This window comes from Nocardioides sp. Z40_12, assembly GCF_058215795.1.
In genome coordinates this window covers 399,986-423,872 of record NZ_JBZAJA010000001.1, presented here as the reverse complement: position 1 = coordinate 423,872, position 23,887 = coordinate 399,986, and the positions used below count along the sequence as shown (strand labels likewise).

General features: G+C 73.2%; 22 protein-coding genes. 12 read left to right on the top strand and 10 right to left on the bottom strand.

Annotated elements, in window-relative coordinates; translation table 11 throughout:
- Positions 1–4: 4 nt before the first annotated feature.
- The 4 genes from AC4BG9_RS01975 to AC4BG9_RS01960 are packed head-to-tail and all read right to left on the bottom strand — an operon-like array spanning position 5 to position 3,900.
- Positions 5–1,249: an acyl-CoA dehydrogenase family protein gene (locus AC4BG9_RS01975; protein ID WP_490569405.1), complete on the bottom strand. Its 1,245-nt coding sequence runs from the start codon at positions 1,247–1,249 to the stop codon at positions 5–7.
- A 13-nt stretch (positions 1,250–1,262) separates the two neighbouring features.
- Entirely contained in the window at positions 1,263–2,342 is a 1,080-nt protein-coding gene (locus AC4BG9_RS01970; protein WP_490569404.1) for a phosphotransferase family protein, read from the bottom strand.
- Positions 2,339–3,148, bottom strand: coding sequence for an SDR family oxidoreductase (locus tag AC4BG9_RS01965; RefSeq protein ID WP_490569403.1), 810 nt, complete (start codon positions 3,146–3,148; stop codon positions 2,339–2,341). Before AC4BG9_RS01965 ends, AC4BG9_RS01970 begins: the two co-directional genes overlap by 4 nt.
- On the bottom strand, positions 3,148–3,900 hold the full coding sequence (locus AC4BG9_RS01960; protein WP_490569402.1) for an SDR family oxidoreductase: 753 nt from the start codon (positions 3,898–3,900) through the stop codon (positions 3,148–3,150). Before AC4BG9_RS01960 ends, AC4BG9_RS01965 begins: the two co-directional genes overlap by 1 nt.
- 79 nt (positions 3,901–3,979) lie before the next feature.
- On the opposite strand from AC4BG9_RS01960, the gene AC4BG9_RS01955 reads away from it, so the two are divergent.
- Positions 3,980–4,600, top strand: a complete 621-nt coding sequence (locus AC4BG9_RS01955) for a TetR/AcrR family transcriptional regulator (protein WP_490569401.1) — start codon at positions 3,980–3,982, stop codon at positions 4,598–4,600.
- Here the strand turns inward: AC4BG9_RS01955 and AC4BG9_RS01950 are convergent.
- The 3 genes from AC4BG9_RS01950 to AC4BG9_RS01940 all read right to left on the bottom strand — a co-directional run bounded on the left by AC4BG9_RS01950 (position 4,546) and on the right by AC4BG9_RS01940 (position 8,216).
- Positions 4,546–5,691 carry an acyl-CoA dehydrogenase family protein gene (locus tag AC4BG9_RS01950; RefSeq protein WP_490569400.1) on the bottom strand — a complete coding sequence of 382 codons (1,146 nt, stop codon included), beginning with the start codon at positions 5,689–5,691 and terminating at the stop codon, positions 4,546–4,548. The two genes, AC4BG9_RS01955 and AC4BG9_RS01950, sit on opposite strands and share 55 nt — an antisense overlap.
- A 10-nt stretch (positions 5,692–5,701) precedes the next feature.
- Positions 5,702–6,853: an acyl-CoA dehydrogenase family protein gene (locus AC4BG9_RS01945; protein WP_490569399.1), complete on the bottom strand. Its 1,152-nt coding sequence runs from the start codon at positions 6,851–6,853 to the stop codon at positions 5,702–5,704.
- A 73-nt stretch (positions 6,854–6,926) separates the two neighbouring features.
- Positions 6,927–8,216, bottom strand: coding sequence for a cytochrome P450 (locus AC4BG9_RS01940; RefSeq protein WP_490569398.1), 1,290 nt, complete (start codon positions 8,214–8,216; stop codon positions 6,927–6,929).
- 125 nt (positions 8,217–8,341) lie between these two features.
- Here AC4BG9_RS01940 and AC4BG9_RS01935 point away from each other — a divergent pair, with 125 nt between their 5' ends.
- A complete protein-coding gene (locus AC4BG9_RS01935) occupies positions 8,342–10,039 on the top strand; it encodes an ABC-F family ATP-binding cassette domain-containing protein (protein WP_490569397.1) in 1,698 nt (565 codons plus the stop codon).
- Between the two features lie 33 nt (positions 10,040–10,072).
- On the opposite strand, the gene AC4BG9_RS01930 is transcribed toward AC4BG9_RS01935, so the two are convergent.
- The gene (locus AC4BG9_RS01930; RefSeq protein ID WP_490569396.1) at positions 10,073–11,335 is read right to left on the bottom strand and encodes a S1C family serine protease; all 1,263 of its coding nucleotides are present in this window, start codon (positions 11,333–11,335) and stop codon (positions 10,073–10,075) included.
- Between the two features lie 124 nt (positions 11,336–11,459).
- Positions 11,460–12,794 carry a citrate synthase gene (locus AC4BG9_RS01925; protein WP_490569395.1) on the bottom strand — a complete coding sequence of 445 codons (1,335 nt, stop codon included), beginning with the start codon at positions 12,792–12,794 and terminating at the stop codon, positions 11,460–11,462.
- 310 nt (positions 12,795–13,104) lie between these two features.
- Here AC4BG9_RS01925 and rplM point away from each other — a divergent pair, with 310 nt between their 5' ends.
- The 4 genes from rplM (at position 13,105) to AC4BG9_RS01905 (ending at position 16,118) form a co-directional block, all read left to right on the top strand.
- Positions 13,105–13,548, top strand: a complete 444-nt coding sequence (rplM, locus tag AC4BG9_RS01920) for a 50S ribosomal protein L13 (protein ID WP_490569394.1) — start codon at positions 13,105–13,107, stop codon at positions 13,546–13,548.
- Between the two features lie 27 nt (positions 13,549–13,575).
- The gene (gene rpsI / locus AC4BG9_RS01915; protein WP_490569393.1) at positions 13,576–14,088 is read left to right on the top strand and encodes a 30S ribosomal protein S9; all 513 of its coding nucleotides are present in this window, start codon (positions 13,576–13,578) and stop codon (positions 14,086–14,088) included.
- A gap of 8 nt (positions 14,089–14,096) precedes the next feature.
- Entirely contained in the window at positions 14,097–15,464 is a 1,368-nt protein-coding gene (glmM, locus tag AC4BG9_RS01910; RefSeq protein ID WP_490569392.1) for a phosphoglucosamine mutase, read from the top strand.
- A 183-nt stretch (positions 15,465–15,647) separates the two neighbouring features.
- Positions 15,648–16,118 (top strand): hypothetical protein, encoded by a 471-nt coding sequence (locus tag AC4BG9_RS01905; protein ID WP_490569391.1) that lies wholly within the window; start codon positions 15,648–15,650, stop codon positions 16,116–16,118.
- Here AC4BG9_RS01905 and coaA read toward each other — a convergent pair.
- Positions 16,094–17,047 carry a type I pantothenate kinase gene (gene coaA / locus AC4BG9_RS01900; protein ID WP_490569390.1) on the bottom strand — a complete coding sequence of 318 codons (954 nt, stop codon included), beginning with the start codon at positions 17,045–17,047 and terminating at the stop codon, positions 16,094–16,096. The genes AC4BG9_RS01905 and coaA overlap by 25 nt on opposite strands.
- Before the next feature lie 44 nt (positions 17,048–17,091).
- Here coaA and glmS point away from each other — a divergent pair, with 44 nt between their 5' ends.
- The 6 genes from glmS to tsaE are packed head-to-tail and all read left to right on the top strand — an operon-like array spanning position 17,092 to position 23,882.
- Complete coding sequence (glmS, locus tag AC4BG9_RS01895; protein WP_490569389.1) at positions 17,092–18,936, top strand: glutamine--fructose-6-phosphate transaminase (isomerizing); 1,845 nt, start codon at positions 17,092–17,094, stop codon at positions 18,934–18,936.
- A gap of 10 nt (positions 18,937–18,946) precedes the next feature.
- Positions 18,947–19,300 carry a holo-ACP synthase gene (locus AC4BG9_RS01890; protein WP_490569388.1) on the top strand — a complete coding sequence of 118 codons (354 nt, stop codon included), beginning with the start codon at positions 18,947–18,949 and terminating at the stop codon, positions 19,298–19,300.
- A gap of 1 nt (position 19,301) precedes the next feature.
- Complete coding sequence (locus tag AC4BG9_RS01885; RefSeq protein WP_490569387.1) at positions 19,302–20,738, top strand: NAD(P)H-hydrate dehydratase; 1,437 nt, start codon at positions 19,302–19,304, stop codon at positions 20,736–20,738.
- Between the two features lie 5 nt (positions 20,739–20,743).
- Positions 20,744–21,922, top strand: coding sequence for an alanine racemase (alr, locus tag AC4BG9_RS01880; protein ID WP_490569386.1), 1,179 nt, complete (start codon positions 20,744–20,746; stop codon positions 21,920–21,922).
- Positions 21,919–22,977 (top strand): alpha/beta fold hydrolase, encoded by a 1,059-nt coding sequence (locus AC4BG9_RS01875; protein WP_490569385.1) that lies wholly within the window; start codon positions 21,919–21,921, stop codon positions 22,975–22,977. The genes alr and AC4BG9_RS01875 overlap by 4 nt, the downstream gene beginning before the upstream one ends.
- Positions 22,974–23,882, top strand: a complete 909-nt coding sequence (gene tsaE / locus AC4BG9_RS01870) for a tRNA (adenosine(37)-N6)-threonylcarbamoyltransferase complex ATPase subunit type 1 TsaE (RefSeq protein WP_490569384.1) — start codon at positions 22,974–22,976, stop codon at positions 23,880–23,882. Before AC4BG9_RS01875 ends, tsaE begins: the two co-directional genes overlap by 4 nt.
- Positions 23,883–23,887: the final 5 nt, after the last annotated feature.

Here is a 23,887-nt window from a genome sequence, read left to right as displayed (position 1 = left end):
GACGTCAGCCCTGGGTGCGGGCGGCCACGCGCGCCATCTCGGCCTTGGCCAGCGAGTTCTTGTGCACCTCGTCGGGACCGTCGGCGAACCGCAGGGTGCGGATCCCGGCGAAGGAGGCGGCCAGCGGGAAGTCCTGGGAGAGGCCGCCCGCGCCGTGCACCTGGATCGCCCGGTCCAGGATCTCCTGGACCACCTTGGGGGTGGCGATCTTGATCGCCTGGATCTCGGTGTGCGCGCCGCGGTTGCCGACGGTGTCCATCAGCCAGGCGGTCTTGAGCACCAGCAGCCGCAGCTGCTCCACCGCGACCCGCGACTCCGCGATCCACTCCCGCACCACGCCCTGCTGGGCCAGCGGCCGGCCGAAGGCCACCCGCGACCCGGCCCGCTCGCACATCAGCTCGATCGCCCGCTCCGCGATCCCGATGGAGCGCATGCAGTGGTGGATGCGCCCCGGCCCGAGCCGGGCCTGGGCGATCGCGAAGCCCGCCCCCTCCTCGCCGACCAGGTTGGCCACCGGCACCCGGACGTCGGTGAACCGCAGCTCGGCGTGCCCGCCGTGCTCGTGGTCGTCGTAGCCGAGCACGTGCATCGGCCGGACCACCTCCAGGCCCGGGGTGTCGCGGGGGACCAGCACCATCGACTGCTGCCGGTGCCGGGACGCCTCGGGGTCGGTCTTGCCCATCACGATGAAGATCTCGCAGTCGGGGTTCATCGCCCCGGTGATCCACCACTTGCGGCCGTTGATCACGTAGTCGTCGCCGTCGCGCACGATGGAGCACTCGATGTTGGTGGCGTCGGAGGAGGCGACGTCGGGCTCGGTCATCGCGAACGCCGAGCGGATCCGGCCGTCGAGCAGCGGCTCCAGCCACCGCTCCTGCTGCTCCGGGGTGCCGAACATGTGCAGCACCTCCATGTTGCCGGTGTCCGGCGCGGCGCAGTTCATCGCGGCGGGGGCCAGGTTGCCGCTGCGGCCGCTGATCTCGGCGAGGGGGGCGTACTGGAGGTTGGTCAGGCCCGCGCCGTGGCCCTGCTCGTCGGCGGAGACCGGCAGGAAGAGGTTCCACAGGCCACGCCTGCGGGCCTCGCTGCGCAGCTCGTCGAGCACCGGCGCCTGGGTCCAGGCGAACGGGTCGTCCAGGGCGGCCAGCTCGGTCTCGAAGCGCTGCTCCGCGGGGTGGACGTGGGAGTCCATGAAGGAAAGGAGCTCGTCCTGGAGCTCGCGGGTGCGGTCGTCGAAGGTGAAGTCCATGAGGGCTCTCTCGTTAGGAGGTGAGGTCGGCTCGCCCGGTGGCGGCCGCCAGGCCGGCGGCCAGCAGTGGCTCGACGGCGTCGCCGATGGCGTCGAAGCCGCCGCCGACCGTCTGACCCGCCTGGTGGCGGTGGTGGATCCCCTCGAGGATCACCGCGAGCTTGAGGTGGGCCAGGCCCAGGTGGAAGTCCATGTCGCCGCCGGGACCGGCCGTCTCGCGACCGCCCGCCGCGACGTAGGCCGCCAGCTGCTCGTCGGGGCTGGGGTAGCCCGGCGCGGTGCTGGCGTCGGCGAGCGGCAGCTCGCTCACGAGCCGGGGGAGGCTGTCGTAGGTCAGCAGCAGCGCCAGGTCGGTGAGCGGATCCCCGAGGGTGGCCATCTCCCAGTCGACGACCGCCTTGACCGGCTGCTCGTCCTCGGCGACCGAGAGCAGGTTGTCGAGCCGGTAGTCGCCGTGCACGATGCCCGCCGCGCCCTCGGCCGGCACGTGGGCGGCCAGGTGGGCCAGCAGCCGGTCGGCGTCGGGCAGGTCGCGGGTCCTCGACCCCTCCAGCTGCTTGCCCCACCGGCGCACCTGGCGCTCCAGGAAGCCCTGGGGGCGGCCGAACTCGGCCAGCCCCACCTCGGCCGGGTCGACGGCGTGCAGGGCGGCCAGCACCTCGATCATCGCGCCGGCCAGGTGGGCGGTGCGCTCGCTGCCGAGCTCGCGGAGCTGGGCGGCGCTGCGGTACGGCGTCCCGGCGACCCGCTCCATCACGTAGAACGGGGCGCCCAGCACGCTCGCGTCGGCGCACAGGGCGAAGGTGGCCGGCACCGGGACGTCAGTGCCGGCGAGGGCGCTCATCACCGTGTGCTCGCGGCCCATGTCGTGGGCGGTGGCCTGCACGTGGCCCAGCGGCGGCCGGCGGACGATCCACCAGGCGTCCCCGTCGGTGACCTCGTAGGTCAGGTTGGACTTTCCCCCGGCGATCAGCCGGGCGCCGAGCCCGGCGACCCGGTCCGCGGCCAGCTGATCGGGCCGCTGGGCGGCGTACCAGGCGCCGAACGCGTCGAGGTCGAGGCCGGGCAGGGCCTCGTGCTGCAGCTCGGTCATGAGGTGGCTCCCGTCACCTGGTCCAGGCCGGCCTGCAGCCGCCGCATGCCGCGCAGCCAGCGCTCGTTCTGGGTGGCCCTGGCGGCGTAGTAGTCGGCCACCTCGGGGTGGGGGAGGACCAGGAACCGGTCGTCGGCCAGCGACGACACCCAGGTGTCGGCGACCTGCTCCGGGGTCAGCGCCACGTCGCGGGTGAGCAGGTCCTTGAGCGGGCCGGACTGCTCCAGCATCCGGGTCTGGACGCCCTGGGGGCAGATCGCCTGGACCGTGACGCCGCGATGGCCGTAGGTGGCCGAGAGCCACTCCGCGAAGCCGACCGCCGCGTGCTTGGTCACCGAGTAGGGCGCGCTGCCCAGCATCGTCAGCAGTCCCGCCGCCGAGGCGGTCACCACGAACCGGCCGCCGCGGCCGTCGGCCAGCCAGGCGGGCACCAGGGCGCGGGCCGCCCGGACGTGGGCCATGGTGTTGACCTGGAGCATCCGATCCCAGACGGCCTCGTCGGCCTGGAGGCTGTCGAGGCCGCCCTCGTGCGCGGAGTCGATGCCGGCGTTGGCCATGAACACGTCGATCCGGCCGAGCGCCGAGCGCGCGGTCTCGACCAGGCTCGCGACGCCCTCGACCGAGGCGCAGTCGCCGGGCGCGGCGGTGCCGCCGATCTCCGCCGCGACCGCCAGGGCGGCGTCGGCGTCGAGGTCGTTGACCACCACGCGGGCGCCCTCGGCGGCCAGCCGGCGGGCCAGGGCGGCGCCGATGCCGTGACCGGCGCCGGTGACCACCGCGCCGGCGCCGTGCAGCGGCCCGCCCATCACACGCCGCCGGTGAGGGTGAGACCGCCGTCGATGACGAGGTTCTGCCCCGTCATCCAGCCGGCCTCGTCGGAGAGCAGGAAGGTCACCACGCTGCCGATGTCGTCGGGCACGCCGAGCCGCTTGAGCGGGTAGGCGGCGGCGACCTCCTCCTCGCGGCCCTCGTAGAGAGCACTCGCGAAGCGGGTCTTGACCACCGCGGGCGCCACCGCGTTGACCCGGATGCGGGGGCCGAGCTCGACCGCGAGCGACTCGGTGAGGCTGATCAGGGTGGCCTTGCTGGCGCCGTACATCGAGATGCCGGGGGCCGGCTTGGTGCCGGCCACCGAGGCGATGTTGACGATCGAGCCGCCGTGCTCGGCCATCCAGGCGCGGTAGACCTCCTGGACCCAGCCGAGCGCGGAGACGACGTTGGTGTCGAGGATCTTGCGGGCGGCGTCGAGGTCGAGCTCGACCAGCGGTCCGTACGCCGGGTTGATGCCGGTGTTGTTGACCAGCAGGTCGACGCTGCCGAAGGTCTCCAGCGTGGTGGCGACCGCCTCCGCGCGGTGGGCCGGGTCGGCCGCGTTGCCGGCCACCGCGATGGCCTTCTCCGGGCCGCCGAGGGCCTCGACGGCCTCGGCCAGCGCCTCGGGCTTGCGGGCGGTGACGCAGACCCGCGCCCCCTCGGCGACGAGCCGCTCGGCGACTCCCAGCCCGATGCCCCGGCTGGCTCCGGTGACGATGGCGACCTTGCCGGTGAGTCCGTTCAACGTGTTCTCCTGCGAGATGGTGGGGGAGCGGCCCCGGTCAGGGTTGCCGCTGACTAAGCGCTTGCTTACTATCTCTGGCATGGCCGACCCCGTCAATCCCCCCGGTACGTCCGCGCGGGGCCGCGACGCCCGGGCCAGGCTGCTCGACGCGGCGGTGCAGTCGTTCGCCGCCCGGGGCTTCCACGGCACCACCACCCGCGACATCGCCTCGGCCGCGGGGATGAGCCCCGCCGCGCTCTACGTGCACTACGCCTCCAAGGAGGAGCTGCTGCACGAGATCTCCCTGGCCGGGCACCGCACCGCGCTGGGCATCTGCGAGCAGGCGGTGGCCTCCTCGCCGGGGCCGGCCGAGCAGCTCCGCGTCCTGGTCCGCGACTTCGTCCGTCACCACGCGGCCAACAGCACCGTGGGCCGGATCGTGAACTACGAGCTCGGGGCGCTGGCGCCGGCGCACCGCGCCGAGATCGACGCCCTGCGGCACGCCATGGACGTGCTGGTCCGCGACCTGGTCCGGCGGGGGGTCCAGGACGGCGACTTCGACACCCCGGAGCCCGCCGTGACCGGGGCGGCCCTGCTCTCCCTGGGCATCGACGTCTCGCGCTGGTACGCCCCCGGCGGCTGGAGCCCCGACCAGATCGCGGCCCACTACGCCGAGCTGGCGCTGCGCATGGTCGGGGCCAGCGGGTCCAGCCCGGGGTAGCCGTCGACGCCGGCGGCCAGCTCGGTGAGGTGTGCCTGCCCGTCGCCCAGCAGGTGGTCGAGGGCGGTGAGGTGGCTGGTGATGTTGCCGACCAGGTACTCGGCGGTCATCGCGATCCCGCCGTGCAGCTGGATCGCCTCCTGGCCGACGTGGCGTCCGGCCCGGCTGGTCTGCAGCGCCGCCCGGGAGACTGCCTCGTGGGCCAGCGCCGGGTCGCCCTCGGCCACCACCATCGTCGCCCAGGCCACGATGCTGCGGGTCAGCTCCAGGGAGACGTACATGTCGGCGGCCCGGAAGTTGAGCGCCTGGAAGGTGTTGAGCGGCACCCCGAACTGCTTGCGGCTCTTCAGGTAGGCCGTGGTGGCCTGCAGGGCCACCTCCATCCCGCCCAGCGCCTCGTGGCAGGCGGCGATCCGGCCCTGGTCGAGGACGGCCTCGACCTGCGCCGACACGTCGGCGCCCGGCTCGCCCAGCGGGGTGGCGGGGGTGGCGGAGAAGACAGCCCGGGAGACCCGGGAGCCGTCGAAGGCCGGCCACGTGGTGCGCTCGCACGCCTCGCCGTCGACCAGGAAGAGCCCGGTCCCGCCGTCGGGCAGCGCGGCGGTCACCACCAGCTGCTCGGCGTCGCCGCCCAGCACCGGCTCCTTGGTCCCGGTCAGGGTCCAGCCGCCGTCGCCCTGCCCGTCGGCGGTGACCGGGGTGGTGCCGTCGTGGTGGGCCAGCGCCAGCCGCCGGTCGCCGGCGGCCAGCGCCCCCAGCAGCTCGGCCCGCTGTTCCGGCGTGCCGACCGCGGCCACCGCGCCGCCGCCCAGGACCACCGAGGCCAGGAACGGCTCGGGGGCCAGCACCCGGCCCAGCTCGGAGGCGACCAGGCCGACCTCGACCGGCCCGGCGCCCATCCCGCCGTCCTGCTCGTCGAAGGGGAGTCCGAGGACGCCCATCTCGGCCAGCTGCTTCCAGGTCGTCTCGTCGTGGCCGAGGTCGCTGCGCACCGTGCGGCGGCGCTCCTCGAAGTCGGCGTACTTCCTGCCGAGCAGGGCACGCACCGCGTCGCGCAGCGCGAGCTGCTCCTCGTCGTGGGTGAAGTCCATCGGATGCTCCCTAAAGTCCCAGGATCGTGCGGGCGATGATCTGTCGCTGGATCTCGTTGGACCCGCCGTAGATCGAGGCCTTGCGGTAGTTGAGGTAGACCGGCGCGGCGCGCCCGGCCCAGTGGGGGGCGTCGGTCCCGTCGACCGCGGCGGAGACCAGCGCGGCCGGGCCGGCGAGGTCGACCATCAGCTCGCTCACCGCCTGCTGGAGCTCGGTCCCGCGGAGCTTGAGCACCGAGCTGGCCGGGTGCGGGGCGCCGTCGGCGGAGTGGGCCACCACCCGCAGCGCGGTCAGCTCCAGCGCGAGCAGCTGGTTCTCCAGCTCGGCGAACCGGGCGCGGGTCAGCGGGTCCTCCAGCTGCCGGCCTGCCCGCGCCTTGGCCTGGGCGAGCATCCGCTTGACCGCCGCCACCGGCGCCACGCCGACCCGCTCGTTGCCGAGCAGGAACTTGGCCATCGTCCAGCCCTGGTTGACCTCGCCGACCAGGTTCTCGCCGGGCACCCGGACGTCGGTGAACCAGACCTCGTTGACCTCGTGGCCGCCGTCGATCAGCTCGATCGGGCGGACCTCCACCCCGGGGCTGGTCATGTCGATGAGCAGCATCGAGATGCCCTGCTGCTTCTTCACCTCCGGGTCGGTGCGCACGAGCGTGAAGATCCAGTCGCCGTACTGGCCCAGCGTGGTCCACGTCTTCTGGCCGTTGACCACCCAGTCCTCGCCGTCGCGGACCGCGGTGGTGCGCAGCCCGGCCAGGTCGGAGCCGGCGTCCGGCTCGGAGAAGCCCTGGGACCACCAGATGTCGAGGTTGGCCGTCGCCGGGAGGAAGCGCTCCTTCATCTCGGTGGAGGCGAACTGCGCCAGCACCGGCCCGATCATCGAGGTGTTGAAGGGCAGCGGTAACGGGACGCCCGCCCGGACCATCTCCTCGTGCCACAGGTGGCGCTGCAGCTCGGTCCAGTCCCGGCCGCCCCACTCCTGCGGCCAGTGCGGCACGGCGAGCCCGGCGGCGTTGAGGGCCCGCTGGCTCACCCGGATCATCTCCGCGCTCACCTCGTGCCCCTCCAGGACGGCGGACCGGATCTCGCCGGGCACCTCCCGGACGAACGCGGCGGCCATCTCCTCCCGGAACGCCTGATCCTCCGCGGACAGCTCCAGCCGCATCGCGACCCCTCTCGTGTGTGGAGCCACCATCATCGCTGGGCGCCCCACCCACGGCCATGGGCACAGCGCCCAATCAGGCCAGTCGCACCGGGAGGCTCTCGACGCCGTACACGATGGAGAGCTCGGTGAATCGCAGCTCCTGCGTCGGCGCGGTGACCCGCAGGCCGGGGAAGCGCCGGGTCAGCGCCACCAGGCCGGTGCGCAGCTCCATCCGCGCCAGCTCGGCGCCCACGCAGCGGTGCAGGCCGTGGCCGAAGGCGAGCTGCCCGCCGGGCGGCGCGAGCGGGTCGAAGGAGGCCGCGGTGGGGCGGTGGGCCGGGTCCCGCCCGGCCCCGGAGAGCGAGACCACCACCAGGTCGCCCTCGGCCATCGCGACGCCGCCGACGGTGACGGCCCGGCGGACGAACCGGGGGAAGGCCAGCTGGACCGGGCAGATGTAGCGCAGCAGCTCCTCCACGACCGCGTCGACCTGCTCGGCCGTGCCGGTGCGGATGAGCTCGTGGGCGACCGGGTCGCGGGAGAGCACGTAGGCGCTCAGCGAGAGCATGCTGGCGCTCGTCTCGTAGCCCCCGATGAAGACGCCGTCGGCGAGGCCCCCGATCTCGACGTCGTCGAGCTCGTGCCCGTGCTCTGCCACCAGCGAGGCGAGGAGCCCGTCGGGCAGGAAGGGGTCGCGGCGCTGCCGGGCGACGGTGTCGATGAGGAACTGCCGGGTCCCGGCCGCGGCGTCGAAGGAGCCCATCCCGCCCGCCGCGAGGTCGAACCGCGCGCTGCCACGGCGCTGGAACTCGTCGCGGTCGACCTCGGGCAGCCCCAGCAGCTCGCAGATCACCCGGAACGGGACGGCGAAGCCGAACCTGGAGACGAGGTCGACCTCGGGGCCGTGGGCCGCCATGTCGTCGAGGCACTCCTCGACCACCCGGGTCACGGCCTCGTCGAGCCGGGCCAGGCGGCGGCGGGTGAACTCGGGGGTCAGCACCCTGCGCAACCGCGTGTGCTCGGGGGCGTCGGTCATCCCGAGCCCGCCGATCTGCTCGGCGGGGCTCCTGCCCTGACGGCCGAAGAGGTAGCGGACGTCGTTGCCGAAGGCGTCGGCGTCGCTCAGCACGGTCCGCGCCGCCTCGTGGCCGGTCACCAGCCACACGTCGGTGCCCAGCAGCCGGGTCAGTCGGGTGACCGGGCCCTTGGCCCGGGCCGCGGCCAGCGCCGGGACGGGGTCGAGCCCCTGGCGCTGGAGGGGGTAGCGCCAGGCCTGGGGGACGCGACGCAGGGAGGACATGTCGAGGCCACCGCTGCGCCGTCCGGCGAGGCGCACCGCGGTCCGTCGCACCCGGGTGCGCATCGAGGTCGGCGATACGGTCATGACAGAAGTGCACCTTATCTCGGTCGATTCTGCCTCCGGTGCCCCCCTGATGGACACCTGAGGAAGGTCGGGGGGGGTGGGAACCGAGATGACCGGAGCCGCGTGCGCGGGGGATGATCCGGGGCATGGGTCATGTCGACGTCGCAGGCATCAGGTACGAGCTGCCCGACGGGCGGGTGCTGCTCGACGACGTCTCCTTCCGGGTGGCCGACGGCGCCAAGGTGGCCCTCGTGGGTGCCAACGGTGCCGGCAAGACGACGCTGCTGCGGCTGGTCACCGGGGAGCTGGCGCCACACGCCGGGGTGGTCACCCGGAGCGGGGGCCTGGGGGTGATGCGGCAGTTCGTCGGTCACGGCGGTGCCGACGAGACCGTGGCCGACCTGCTGCTCTCGGTCGCCCCGGAGCCGGTACGCCGGGCGGCGGCGGCCGTGGACGCCTGTGAGCTGCGCCTGATGGACGTCGAGGACGAGGCGACGCAGATGCGCTACGCCACCGCCCTGTCCGACTACGCCGACGCCGGCGGCTACGACCAGGAGGTGATCTGGGACGTCTGCACGGTCAAGGCCCTGGGGGTGCCCTTCGACCGGGCCCGTCACCGCCGGCTCAGCACCCTCTCGGGCGGGGAGCAGAAGCGGCTGGTGCTGGAGTACCTGCTGGCCGGGCCGGACCAGGTGCTCCTCCTCGACGAGCCCGACAACTACCTCGACGTGCCCGGCAAGACGTGGCTGGAGGAGCGGATCCGGAGCTCGCCCAAGACCATCCTCTACGTCAGCCACGACCGCGAGCTGCTGGCCAACACCGCGACCCGAGTCGTCACCGTCGAGCTCGGGCACGCGGGCAACCAGGTGTGGACCCACCCCGGCGGCTTCGGCAGCTACCACCAGGCCCGGGAGGAGCGCTTTCTGCGCTTCGAGGAGCTGCGCCGCAGGTGGGACGAGGAGCACGCCAAGCTGCGCACGCAGATGTTGATGTACAAGCAGAAGGCCGCCTACAACTCCGACATGGCGAGCCGCTACCAGGCTGCCCAGACGCGCCTGCGGCGGTTCGAGGAGGCGGGGCCGCCCACCGAGCAGCCGCGCGAGCAGCAGGTGGTGATGCGACTCAAGGGCGGCCGCACCGGGAAGCGGGCCGTGGTCTGCGAGCAGCTCGAGCTCACCGGGCTGATGCGTCCCTTCGACCTCGAGGTCTGGTACGGCGAGCGGGTCGCCGTCCTGGGCAGCAACGGGTCCGGCAAGTCGCACTTCCTCCGCCTGCTGGCCGGGGGCGGCACCGACCCCGACGTCGAGCACCTGCCGGTCGGGGACGTGCGCCCCGACCCGGTCGCCCACGCCGGCCGGGCCAGGCTGGGGGCCCGGGTCCGTCCGGGCTGGTTCGTGCAGACCCACGACCACCCCGAGCTGGTGGGCCGCACGCTGCTGGAGGTGCTGCACCGCGGCGACGCCCGGCCGGACGGCACCGGCCGGCGGGGGATGGGCCGGGAGCAGGCCAGCCGGGTGCTCGACCGCTACGAGCTGACCGGGTCGGCCGAGCAGCGCTTCGAGTCGCTCAGCGGCGGCCAGCAGGCGCGGTTCCAGATCCTGCTGCTGGAGCTGTCGGGGGCGACCCTGCTGCTGCTCGACGAGCCCACCGACAACCTCGACGTGCAGTCGGCGGAGGCGCTGGAGGCCGGGCTGGCGTCGTTCGAGGGCACCGTGCTCGCGGTCACCCACGACCGCTGGTTCGCCCGGGGCTTCGACCGGTTCCTGGTCTACGGGGCGCAGGGGGAGGTCTACGAGTCCGACGGCCCGGTCTGGGACGAGACGCGGGTGGCCCGGACGCGCTGACGATCGCGCCCGGGCCACCCGGCGTGGTGTGCCTCAGTCGGTGCTGTCGTCCAGGGTGAGGGAGACCGTCTTCTCCTCGCCGTCGCGCACCAGGGTCACCTCGACCTCGTCGCCGGGGCGGTAGGTGCGGACCGTGGCCACCAGGTCGTCGGAGCCGTCGATCTTCTCCTCGTCCACCTGGGTGATCACGTCACCCTCCTCGATGCCGGCCTGGTCAGCGCTGGAGCGGGAGGTGACCTCGGCGACCAGGGCGCCCAGGACGCTGTCCGCGTCCTCGTCGGGGGCGTTGCTGACCTGCACGCCCATCCGGGCGTGGGAGGGGGTCTCGCCGGCTGCCATCTGCTCGATGAGCGGCTCGATCTCGTCGATCGGGATGGCGAAGCCGAGCCCGATGGAGCCGCCCTGGCCGCCGAGCCCGGACGAGGCCGTGCGGATCGAGGAGTTGATGCCGACGACGTTGCCGTTCATGTCGACCAGGGGGCCGCCGCTGTTGCCGGGGTTGATCGCCGCGTCGGTCTGGATGGCCGGGTAGGTGGTGCTGTTGCCCTGCTCGTCGGAGGCGACGTTGACCGGGCGGTCCAGCGCGCTCACGATGCCGCTGGTGACGGTCGCGTCGAGGCCGAAGGGCGCACCGATGGCGACCACCTGCTGGCCCACCCGCAGGTCGGAGGAGTTGCCGATCGAGGCCGGGACGAGGCCGGAGACGTCTTCGGCCTGGATCAGCGCGGTGTCGGTGAGCTTGTCGGCACCGAGCACCTCGGCCTCCGCGCGGGTGCCGTCGTCGAAGGTGACGGTGATGCGTCCCCCGTCGAGGGCACCGGAGATGACGTGCTCGTTGGTCAGGATCTGGCCGTCCTCGGTCAGCACGATGCCGCTGCCCGAGCCCTGCCCCTCGGAGCCGGCGACGTCGATGCGCACCACCGAGGGCAGCACCTTGCCGGCCACCGCCTCGACGCTGCCGCTGCCGGCCTCGGGGGTGCCCTGGTCGATCACGGCGTCGGAGTCCTGGTCGCTGCTGGGGGTCGCGGCCGGGGTGTCGTCGGAGAGCCACTCCTCGTGGATGGCGGCACCCGCCACTCCGGCGAGGCCACCGACCAGCAGCGAGCCGGCCAGCAGACCCGCGACGAGGCCGCCGTTGCCGCGGCGGGAGTCACGGGGCTGGGCCACCGGCTGCGGGGGGATGGGCCGGGTGTCGTGGGCGCCGTAGGGGGACTGGGTCGGCTGCTGCTCGGTCCGGGGCTCCCGGTCGGGGTCCGGCCCGCTGCCGTAGAAGCTGGGGGGCGGTGTCTCACTCATGAGGTCAACTGTGCCCCGCAACCCCTAAAAGCGGCTGAGACCGGGCTGAGCGGACGATGTGACCCTCTCGGGTCACCGTCGCGCCCAGCCCGGTCTCAGCGGTGCTGGCGGTGTCGCTCTCGGGTCAGGCCCAGCGCTCCGACGGCGGGGCGTAGGTCAGGCCCCGGTCGCCGGTGTAGATCTGCTTGGGCCGGGCGATCTTCTGCTCCTTGTCCTGCACCAGCTCGAGCCACTGCGCGAGCCAGCCGGGGGTGCGACCGATGGCGAAGAGCACGGTGAACATCTCCGGCGGGAACTGGAACGCCTCGTAGATCAGGCCGGAGTAGAAGTCCACGTTGGGGTAGAGCTTGCGCTTGACGAAGTACTCGTCCTCCAGCGCGATCTTCTCCAGCTCCAGCGCGATGTCGAGGAGCGGGTTGGTGCCCGTGACCTCGAAGACGTCCTCGGCGGACTTCTTGATGATCTTGGCGCGCGGGTCGTAGTTCTTGTAGACCCGGTGACCGAAGCCCATCAGCTTCTCGTCGCCGTTCTTCACCCCGGCGATGAAGTCCGCGATGTTCTCCTTCTTGCCGATCCGGCGCAGCATCCGCAGCACCGCCTCGTTGGCCCCGCCGTGCAGCGGCCCGAAGAGGGCGCCCACGCCCGCCGCGACGGCGGAGTAGGGGTCGACCTGCGTGGAGCCGACGGAGCGGACCGCGTTGGTCGAGGCGTTCTGCTCGTGGTCGGCGTGCAGGATGAACAGCGTGTCGAGCGCCTTCACCAGGCGCTCGTCGGCGTGGAAGCTCTTCTCGCTCATCTTGAACAGCATCGAGAGGAAGTTCTCGGTGTAGCTCAGCTCGTTGTCGGGGTAGACGAACGGCTTGCCCTGCGCGTGGCGGAACGACCAGGCGCCCAGCGTCGGCATCTTGGCGATCATCCGGACGATCTGCATGTGCCGGTTGTCGCCGTCGGCGATGTTGCGCGCGTCGGGGTAGAAGGTGGAGAGCGCGCCCACGGAGGCCATCAGCATCCCCATGGGGTGGGCGTCGTAGCGGAAGCCCTCCATGAACGACTTCACGTTCTCGTGCACGAACGTGTGGTAGGTGATCTCGTGGACCCAGTTCTCGTGCTGCTCCTGGGTCGGCAGCTCACCGTGGATGAGGAGGTAGGCCACCTCGAGGAAGCTGGACTTCTCGGCCAGCTGCTCGATGGGGTACCCGCGGTACTCCAGGATCCCCTTGTCGCCGTCGATGAAGGTCACCGCGCTGCGGCACGAGGCGGTGTTGACGAAGCCGGGGTCGTAGGTCGCCAGCCCGGGCTGGTCGTCGCCGAGGCGGATCTGGCCCAGGTCCGCGGCGCGGATGGTGTTGTCGGTGATCGCGAGGTCGTACTCCGCACCGGTGCGGTTGTCGCGCACGGTGAGGGACTCGTTGGATGCGCCGGCGGTGGCCGGGGCATCGGTGGCCGGTGCGTCGGTCACGTCGGCTCCTTAGCACGTATTGTTCACGTCGTAGGTCCTGTCCAACCTAGTCCTCAGGTCCGCACCCCGTTAAGCCGGGGTCCGCTGTTCGGAGGGCCGAGCGGATTTTGCCGCCGGTCCCGACCCTGCGTAGACTCGCTCGTCGCGACTCCTGCCGCGCCCGGACCCGTCCCGACTGGTCCTGGTGCAGACCCGGACAGCCCACCGTGCACGACCTGGTGGCAAGCCGGGCAGTGTTCGTCAGAAGCCGCGGCTCCACCACCGACCAGGACGCCTCCTGGTCGGACCTACGAACGAGAAGGTTCTCGCCGTGCGTACGTACAGCCCGAAGCCCGCTGACATCCAGCGCGAGTGGCTCGTCATCGATGCCACTGACGTGGTCCTCGGACGCCTCGCCGTCCAGACCGCCAACCTCCTGCGGGGCAAGCACAAGCCCACCTTCGCACCGCACATGGACATGGGTGACTTCGTCATCATCGTCAACGCGAGCAAGGTGGCCCTGTCCGGCAACAAGAAGGTCACCAAGATGGCCTACCGCCACTCCGGCTACCCGGGCGGTCTCTCCGCCACGCCGTTCGGCGAGCTGCTGGAGAAGGACGCCCGCAAGGCGATCGAGAACGCGGTCTGGGGCATGCTCCCCAAGAACCGGCTCGGCCGCCAGATCCTGAAGAAGCTGAAGGTCTACGCGGGTCCCGACCACCCGCACGTGGCCCAGCAGGCCAAGCCGTACGAGATCTCCCAGGTCTCCCAGTAATTCTCCAAGGACGAGTGAGGAACTACCGTGGCTGAGACCACCGAGAACAACCCGACCGAGGTCGAGGAGACCTTCGAGACCAACGAGCAGGGCGTCGCCTACAGCTCCGAGTCGGCCCCCTCGGCCGACGCGCCGCTGCGTCCCGCGACCATCGCCCCCGCGCAGGCCACCGGCCGGCGCAAGGAGGCCGTGGCCCGCGTCCGCATCGTGCCCGGCACGGGGGAGTGGACCGTCAACGGCCGCACCCTGGACTCCTACTTCCCCAACAAGCTGCACCAGCAGGTTGTCAACGAGCCCTTCACCAACCTGCAGCTCGAGGGCCGCTTCGACGTCATCGCCCGGATCCACGGCGGCGGCATCACCGGCCAGGCCGGCGCGCTGCGGCTGGGTGTGGCCCGCTGCCTCAACGAGATCGACGTGGAGACCAACCGCCCGTCGCTCAAGAAGGCCGGCCTGCTGACCCGCGACGCCCGCGTCATCGAGCGCAAGAAGGCCGGTCTCAAGAAGGCCCGCAAGGCACCGCAGTTCAGCAAGCGCTGATCCTGCCTGTGGAGTCTGGTTCGAAGCGACTCTTCGGCACCGACGGGGTCCGGGGCCTGGCCAACGGTCAACTGACCGCTGAGCTGGCCCTGGACCTCTCGGTGTCCGCTGCGCACGTCCTCGTCGAGCTCAAGCAGTTCGAGGGCGACGACGCGGCCCGGCCGCTGGCCGTGGTGGGCCGTGACACCCGGATCTCGGGTCAGTTCCTCGAGGCCGCCGTGGTGGCCGGACTGGCCTCGGCGGGCGTCGACGTGCTGCTCCTGGGCGTCCTGCCGACCCCCGGCGTCGCCTACCTCACCTCGGCCCTCGGGGCGGACCTCGGCGTCATGCTGTCGGCCTCCCACAACCCCATGCCCGACAACGGCATCAAGTTCCTGGCCCGTGGCGGCCACAAGCTCGACGACGCCATCGAGATGGCCATCGAGCAGCGGATGGGCGAGTCCTGGACCCGCCCCACCGGCGCCGGCGTCGGCCGGGTGCGGGTCCACGAGACCGCCGTCGAGGAGTACGCCCACCACCTGGTGGGCACCCTGGAGACCCGGCTCGACGGGCTCACCGTCGTCCTGGACTGCGCCGAGGGCGCGGCGTCCGCCGCGGGTCCCCGCGCGCTGGAGGCGGCCGGCGCGACGGTGATCGCGATCCACGCCGACCCCGACGGCACCAACATCAACGACCGGTGCGGCTCGACCCACCTGGAGTCGCTGCAGGCCGCCGTGGTCGAGCACGGGGCCGACGCCGGGTTCGCCCTCGACGGCGACTCCGACCGCTGCCTGGCCGTCGACCACGAGGGCAACGTCGTCGACGGCGACCAGCTGCTGGCGATCCTGGCCCTCTCGATGCGCGAGCGCGGCCTGCTGGCCCGTGACACGGTGGTCGCGACCGTGATGAGCAACCTCGGCTTCGTCCAGGCGATGCGCGACAACGGGGTCGGGGTGCGCCAGACCAAGGTCGGCGACCGCTACGTGCTGGAGGCGATGAAGGTCTCCGGCTACACCCTCGGCGGCGAGCAGTCCGGCCACGTGATCCTCAGCGACTACGCGACCACCGGCGACGGCATCCTCACCGCGTTGCACGTGATGGAGCGGATGGCCAGCACCGGGCGCTCCCTGGCCAACCTCGCCGCGGTGATGGTGCGGCTGCCGCAGGTGCTGGTCAACGTGCCCGACGTCGACAAGTCCCGCGCCGACGACGACGCGGTCCTGGCGGCCGCCGTCGCGGAGGAGGAGGCGCTCCTCGGGGACCGTGGCCGCGTCCTGCTCCGCCCCTCGGGCACCGAGCCGCTGGTGCGGGTGATGGTCGAGGCGCCCTCGGCCGACGAGGCCGACGCCGTGGCCCACCGCCTGGCCGACGTCGTACGCCGCCAGCTCGCTCTCTGACCCTCGCTCACGCCGCCCCTCGCTCACGCGGGGGACCCGCTCACGCCGACCCTCGCTCACGCCGGGGGACGTCATCGCGGTTGGTCGCTAGGACGACCCCGCCTGATGACGTCCGCCGGGGTCTCGGGGACCTGGGTACGGCGGCGGATGCGCCCGCCGCCGGGCGGCGCAAGGGTGGGGCGCATGAGCCAGCCCGAGATGCCGCCCGTCGTGACCCCCGCACCCTCCGGCAGCGCCCGTCGGAGCACCGGGCGGGCGGAGTGCTGGCTCCCCGTGCTCTGCACGGCCGCCGGGATCGGGCTCCTCGTGCTGGCGGGCTGGTGCGTCGACTCCTGGGCCCTGGAGGACACCACCGAGACCTTCGGCTACGGCTTCGCGTCGACCATGCTCGCGTGGTTCTTCGGCCTGCCGGTGCTGGCGTTGGTGGTCCTTCTGGCGGTCGTGGGCAGCCTGGTCCCCGACGGGCAGCCCCGGCGCCTCCTCGTGCACGCCGCGGGCGCGGTGCCGGTACTGGCGGCGCTGGCGGTGCTGCTGTACGCGGCGGTCAACGCGGCCAGCGGCGTGGACGGCGGGGCGGCCTTCGCCGTGGCGATGTTGCCGGCGGTCGCGGTGCTGCTGTGGCCGGCGGTTCAGAGCTTGCGGAGCCGGACGTAGCGCACCGAGTGGTCGACGTCCTTGCGCAGCACCAGGGTGGCCCGGCTGCGGGTGGGCAGCACGTTCTGCTGGAGGTTGGGGCCGTTGATGGTGTCCCAGATGCGGCGCGCCTCGGCCCCGGCCTCCTCGTGGGTGAGTGCGGCGTACTTGCTGAAGTAGGAGCCCGGGTCGCGGAAGGCGGTCTCGCGCAGCCGCAGGAACCGCTCGACGTACCAGCGACGGATGTCGGAGGTGGCGGCGTCCACGTAGACGCTGAAGTCGAAGAAGTCGCTGACCGCCAGGCCGGTGCGGCCGTCGTCGCGGACCCGGGCCGGCTGTAGCACGTTGAGTCCCTCGACGATCACGATGTCGGGACGCTTGACCACGACCCTCTCCTCAGGCACCACGTCGTAGACGAGGTGGGAGTAGGTCGGCGCCTCGACCTCGTCGCGACCGGACTTGATGTCGACCACGAACTTCAGCAGCGCCCGACGGTCGTAGGACTCCGGGAACCCCTTGCGCTGGAGCAGGCCGCGCCGCTCCAGCTCGGCGTTGGGCAGCAGGAACCCGTCGGTGGTCACCAGCGCCACGTTGGGGTGCTCTGGCCAGTGGGCCAGCATCTCCTGGAGCACCCGGGCGGTGGTCGACTTGCCCACCGCCACCGAGCCGGCGATCCCGATCACGAACGGCGTGCGCGGGGGGTGGCGGCGGTGCAGGAACGCCTCCTGCTTGCGGTGCAGGCGCCCCGCGCTCTCGACGTACATCGAGAGCAGGCGGGAGAGCGGCAGGTAGACCTGCTCGACCTCCCCGAGATCCAGGGAGTCGCCGAGGCCGCGCAGCCGGTCGATCTCGGCCGGCGAGAGGGGGTTGTCGGTGGGGGGTGCAAGGGAGGCCCAGGCAGCCCGGTCGAGCTCGACGTACGGCGAGGACTCGTCGCCGGCAAGTGACATGCGCGTCATTGTTGCAAAGGGTCGCGGCACTAGACTCACGGCCCATGTGCGGAATCGTGGGTTACGTCGGGACCAAGCAGGCTCAGGACGTCGTCCTCGAGGGCCTCCGACGCCTCGAGTACCGGGGCTACGACTCCGCCGGGGTCGCGGTGGCCCACGACGGCAACGTCGCCTCGGACAAGCGCGCCGGCAAGCTGGCCAACCTCGAGAAGGTTCTCCAGGAGACGCCGCTGCCGACGTCGACCACCGGCATCGGGCACACCCGCTGGGCCACGCACGGCGCGCCCAACGACGCCAACGCCCACCCCCACCTGGGCCGGCGACGCCGGCTAGCGGTGGTGCACAACGGGATCATCGAGAACTTCGCCCAGCTTCGCCTGGAGCTGGAGGCGGCGGGGCACGAGATGCTCTCGGAGACCGACACCGAGATCGCGGCCCACCTGCTCGAGCTCGAGGTGGAGGCCGGCGCCGACCTGACCGTGGCCATGCAGCGGGTCTGCCGCCGGCTCGAGGGCGCCTTCACCCTGGTCGCCCTGGACGGCCAGGACCCCGAGCGGGTGGTGGCCGCGCGCCGCAACTCGCCGCTGGTGGTGGGCCTGGGCGAGGGGGAGAACTTCCTCGGCTCCGACGTGGCGGCCTTCATCGAGCACACCCGCGAGGCCCTGGAGCTCGGCCAGGACCAGGTGGTCACCATCACCCGCGACGGGGTGGAGGTCTCCGGCTTCGACGGCAGCCCGGCCCAGGGCGTCCAGTACCACGTCGACTGGGACCTGACCGCCGCCGAGAAGGACGGGCACGACTGGTTCATGCGCAAGGAGATCTTCGAGCAGCCCCGCGCGGTCGCCGACTCGCTCCTGGGACGCCGCGACGTCGACGGCCTGCTCCAGCTCGACGAGATGCGCCTCTCCGACGGGGAGCTGCGCGAGATCGACAAGATCATCATCATCGCGGCCGGCACGTCCTTCTACGCCGGCATGGTGGCCAAGTACGCGATCGAGCACTGGACCCGGATCCCGGTCGAGGTCGAGCTGGCCAGCGAGTTCCGCTACCGCGACCCGATCCTGACCCACTCCACCCTGGTGGTGGCGATCAGCCAGTCCGGCGAGACCGCCGACACCCTCCAGGCGATCCGGCACGCCCGGGTGCAGCGCTCCAAGGTGCTGGCGATCTGCAACACCAACGGCTCGACCATCCCGCGCGAGTCCGACGGCGTCATCTACACCCACGCCGGGCCGGAGATCGGGGTGGCCTCCACCAAGGGCTACCTGACCCAGCTGGTCGCCTGTTACCTGCTCGCCCTCTACCTCGCCCAGGTCAAGGGCACCCGCTACGGCGACGAGATCGGCGAGGTCCTCGACCAGCTCGACGAGATGCCCGCCCACATCCAGACCGTGCTCGACCTGCACGAGCAGGTCTACGCGCTGGCCGCCGACCACGTGGGCACCCGCTCCGTCCTCTTCCTCGGTCGGCACGCCGGCTACCCGGTGGCGCTGGAGGGGGCGCTGAAGCTCAAGGAGCTGGCCTACATCCACGCCGAGGGGTTCGCGGCCGGCGAGCTCAAGCACGGGCCGATCGCCCTCATCGAGGAAGGCCTCCCGGTGCTGTGCGTCGTGCCGCCCCGGGGCCGTGACCAGCTGCACGACAAGATGCTCAGCGGGATCCAGGAGGTCCGGGCGCGCGGGGCCCGGACGATCTGCCTGGCCGAGGAGGGCGACGAGTCGATCACGCCGTACGCCGACGAGCTGATCAGGCTGCCCCGGGTCCCGGTGCTGCTCCAGCCGCTCGTCGCGGTGGTGCCGCTCCAGCTCTTCGCCTGCCAGCTGGCCACGCTGATGGGCCATGACGTCGACCAGCCCCGCAACCTGGCCAAGTCCGTCACGGTCGAGTAGGGAGGCTGCGGTGGGGGTGATCGGGGTCGGCATCGACGTCGCCGACGTGGCGCGGTTCGAGACCTCGCTGCAGCGCACCCCCGGTCTGCGCGAGCGTCTCTTCACCCCCGCGGAGGCGACCCGGCCGCCGGCCTCGCTGGCGGCCCGCTTCGCCGCGAAGGAGGCGCTGGCCAAGGCGCTGGGCGCGCCGGCGGGGCTTGCCTGGCACGACGCCGAGATCGTCTCGGAGGAGACGGGCCGTCCGCGCCTGGAGATGCGCGGCTCGGTCGCCGCGCGTGCCACCGAGCTGGGGGTGGACCGGGTCCACGTCTCCCTGACCCACGACGCCGGGATCGCCTCCGCCGTCGTCGTGCTGGAGGGCTGAGGTGCGCGCCGCCCACCCGGTCGCCGACGTGCGGGCGGCGGAGGCGACGCGGCTGGCCGCCCTCCCCGAAGGCGCCCTGATGGCCCGGGCGTCGGCGGGGCTGGCGGCCGCGCTGACCCGGTTCCTGGGCGGCGCCTACGGTCGCCGGCTGGTGCTGCTGGTGGGGCCGGGCGACAACGGCGGCGACGCCCTGTGGGCCGGCGCCGCTCTGGCCCGGCGCGGTGCGCAGGTGTGGGCGGTCCCGCTGGCCGAGCGGATCCACCCCGCGGGACTCGCCGCCCTGCGGGCGGCCGGGGGGCGGCTGCTGGAGCCGGGTGCCCTGGCCGGACCGGTCGCCCGCGGCGAACGGATCGACGTGGTCGTCGACGGGATCGTGGGGATCGGCGGTCGGCCGGGGCTGCGGCCCGACGCCGAGGCCGCTCTGCGCCTGCTGGCCGGCGTCCCGGTGGTGGCCGTCGACGTCCCCTCCGGAGTCGACGTGGACACCGGCGAGACGCCCCTGGCCCACGTGCGGGCGACCCTGACGGTCACCTTCGGGACCCTCAAGCCGGCCCACCTCGTCGACCCCGCGGCGTCGGCCTGCGGCGCGGTCGAGCTGGTCGGGCTCGGGCTCGACCTGCCGGCGCCGGCGCTGGAGGAGCTCGAGACGGCCGACGTGACGGCGCTGCTGCCGGTGCCCGGTCCGCACGCCCACAAGTACACCCGCGGCGTGGTCGGGGTGCGGGCCGGCTCCGCCGCCTTTCCCGGGGCCGCCCTGCTCTGCGTCGCCGGAGCCTCCTGCGGACTCGCCGGCATGGTGCGCCACGTCGGCCCGGGGCCGGTGGCCGACCGGGTCCGGCAGGCGTTCCCCGAGGTGGTCGGGGCCGGGCGGGTCCAGGCCTGGTGCGTCGGCTCCGGGGGAGGCGACGAGGCGGCTGCCACCCTCGCCGCGACCCTGGAGGAGGCGGCCGCGGGCTCGGTGCCCGCCGTCGTCGACGCGGACGCGCTGGCTCACCTGCCCGACGCGCTGCCCGGGTCGCTGCGAGGCCGACTGGTCCTCACCCCGCACGCCGGGGAGCTGGCGCGGATGCTCGGGGTGGGGCGCGAGGAGGTGGAGGCCGCCCCGCTGCGGCACGTCCGGGAGGCGGCCTCCCGCTGGCAGACCCCGGTGCTGCTCAAGGGCCGGCGGACCCTGGTCGCCGAGCCGGGCGGGCGGGTGCGCAGCAACGCGACCGGGACACCGTGGCTGGCCACCGCCGGGGCGGGCGACGTGCTCACCGGGATCATCGGCGCGCTGCTCGCCGCTGGTCTGGACCCCTTCGACGCCGCCTCGGTGGGCGCCTGGCTCCACGGTGCCGCCGCGGAGTCCGCCACGGGCGGGGGACCCCTGCGCGCCAGTGACCTGGCTCACGCGGTACCGAGCGTGGTGGAGCGGCTCGTGCGCGGGGTGGGAGAATAGAGGGCATGACTGAGCCGACGAGCCCGGCGCGTGCCGAGATCGTCGTCGACCTCGAGGCCATCGGCCACAACGTGACCCTGCTGCGGCGTCACGTGGCGCCCGCGGCGTTCATGGCGGTGGTCAAGGCCGACGGCTACGGGCACGGGATGATCGAGGTCGCCCGCACCGCCCGCCGGGCGGGGGCCGACTGGCTGGGGGTGGCCACCCTCGACGAGGCACGCGCGCTGCGGGCCGCGGGCGACGACGGGCCGGTGCTGTGCTGGCTCGCCGTGCCGGGCGAGGAGTACGACGACCTCGTCGCGGCCGCGGTCGACGTCACCGCCTACTCCCAGGCCCAGCTGGAGGAGATCGCCGCGGCCGCGGCGCGCGTGGGAGTCGCCGCGCGGGTCCAGCTCAAGATTGACACCGGCCTGCACCGGGGTGGCGCCACCCCCGCCGAGTGGCCCGGGCTGGTGGCGGCCGCGCGCGCGCTCGAGGTCGACGGCCGGGTCCGGGTGACCGGCATCTGGTCGCACCTGGTGGCCAGCGACGAGCCCGACCACCCGGCCAACGCGGCGCAGCAGGCGGTCTTCGCCGAGGCCCTGACCGTGGCGAAGCAGGCGGGCCTGGAGCCGGAGGTGCGCCACCTGGCCAACTCGGCCGCCGCCCTGCTGGACCCCGGCACCCGCCACGACCTGGTGCGGTGCGGCCTGGCCGTCTACGGCCTGGACCCCGCGCCGGGCCACACCGCCCGGCGGCTGCCCGACCTGGGCCTGGTGCCGGCGATGACGGTCCGCGGCCACCTCGCGATGGTCAAGGAGGTGCCGGCGGGCTCCGGGGTCTCCTACGGGCACACCTGGGTCGCCGAGCGTGACACCACGCTGGGGCTGGTCCCGCTCGGCTACGCCGAGGGCGTGCCGCGGGCGGCCAGCCCGGGCGCCGAGGTCTGGGTGGCCGGCCGGCGCCGCCCGTTGCGGGGGCGGATCTGCATGGACCAGTTCCTCGTCGACCTCGACGGGGAGTCCCCCGCCGCGGGAGAGCCCTTCGTGCTGCTGGGCCCGGGCGCCGGCGGCGAGCCGACCGCCCAGGAGTGGGCGGAGGCGATCGGCACCATCAGCTACGAGGTGGTCACCAGGATGGGCGGGCGCCTGTCGCGCCGGCACGTCGGTGGCCCCGTGGACGAAGGGTGCGAGGAGACGTCGTGAGCATCGGCCGGCGAGCGTGGGGGGTCGCGGCGGGCGCGCTGGGAGTGGCAGCGGCCGGTGGCGCGGCCCGGGTGGTCCGTCAGCAGCGGCTGATGGCCCGCGCGGGTGCGGGTGACGACGTCGCCCTGGGGGAGCTGCGCTCCCCGAGCCTGCGCGTGGTCGCCGACGACGGGGTCGACCTGCACGTGGAGGTCGACGAGCCGGCCAGCCACCTGGAGCCGGACCTGACGGTGGTCTTCGTCCACGGCTTCACCCTCAACCTCGACGCCTGGCACTTCCAGCGCGCCGCCTACCGGGGCCTGGTGCGCACGGTCTTCTACGACCAGCGCTCCCACGGCCGGTCCGGGCGCTCGGCCGGCGAGAACTGCAACCTCGAGCAGCTGGGCCGGGACCTGCGCCGCGTCGTGGAGACCACCGCGCCGGGACCGGTCGTGCTGGTGGGCCACTCGATGGGCGGGATGAGCATCATCTCGATGGCCCAGCAGTTCCCCGAGCTGTTCCGCGGCAAGGTGGTGGGCAGCGCGCTGATCGCCACCACCGCCGGCGGCCTGGACCCGGGGCGGGTGCTCTTCCCGATGGTGCCGCTGGGCCTCGGCGGCCGCGCCGTCAGCCGTGCGGTGCGTGTCCTGGACCGCGGGCACCTGGTGGTCGACCGGCTCCGGGCAGCCGGGCACCGGGTGGCGCAGGTCGTCATCGACAGCTATTCCTTCGGCGACGACGTGCCGCGCAGCTACGTGGACTTCATCTACAAGATGATCGACAGCACGCCGTTCGAGGTGGTCGCCGACTTCTACCCGACGTTCGCCACGCTGGACCACTTCGAGCACCTCGAGACGCTCTCCCAGGCGCCGTGCTCGATCATCTGCGGGACCGAGGACCGGATGACCCGGCTGGGGCACAGCCGCAAGCTGCACTCCCGGATCCATGGCTCCGACCTGTTCGAGGCGGTCGGCGCCGGCCACATGGTGATCCTCGAGCGCCACGACGACGTCAACCGTGAGCTCGACCAGCTCTTCGGTCGGGCCGCCCTCGCGGCCCAGGAGCGGGACGCATGAGCGGCGGGGGCTCCGGGGTGTCGGTCGAGCGGGTCGGGCCGGAGGCCGCGCGCGAGGTGCACGAGGTGGTGCGGGCGGCGTTCTCCGCGCGTCCGGACCTCGACCCGCCGGCCGAGGCGCTCGCGGAGACGGCGGAGAGCATCGCCGAACGGCTCCGGCGACGGCGCGGCGTGCTGGCCCGGCTCGACGGCCGCCCGGTGGGCGCCGTGCTCCTGGACCCGCGGGACGAGACCCTCTTCCTGCGCCGTTTCGGCGTCGTTCCCGGCGAGCAGGGGCGAGGGGTGGCCAGGGCGTTGCTGACCGAGGCACGAGCCGGGGGCGTGGCCCAGCAACGGCTCTGCGTGCTGGCCCGCCCGGAGCTGCCGGAGACCGTGGCCTTCTGGGAGGCGCGAGGCTTCACCCGCTGCGGCGGCCGGGCGCCGTTCGTCGAGCTGGAGGCCGAGCTGCCCGGGACTCACCGGGTCGCCGACGGGGAGCAGATGCAGGAGCTCGGCCGCCGCGTCGGAAGCCTGCTGGAGGCCGGCGACGTGCTCGTCCTCAGCGGCGAGCTGGGGGCCGGCAAGACCACCTTCACCCAGGGGCTGGCCGACGGGCTGGGCGTGCGCGGCGGGGTCACCTCCCCGACCTTCGTGATCGCCCGGGTCCACCCGTCCCTGACCCACGGGCCGGACCTGGTCCACGTCGACGCCTACCGGCTCGGCGGGCTGGAGGAGCTCGACGACCTGGACCTCGACGCGTCGCTGGACGAGGCGGTGACCGTGGTGGAGTGGGGCGAGGGCCTGGCCGAGGTGCTGGCCGAGCGGCGGCTGGAGGTGCGGATCACCCGCGCGCTCGCCGACGACGTCGCGCCCGGCGAGGACGAGGCCGACCCCCGCCAGGTCAGCCTGAGGTGGGTGCGCGGCTGAGCGCG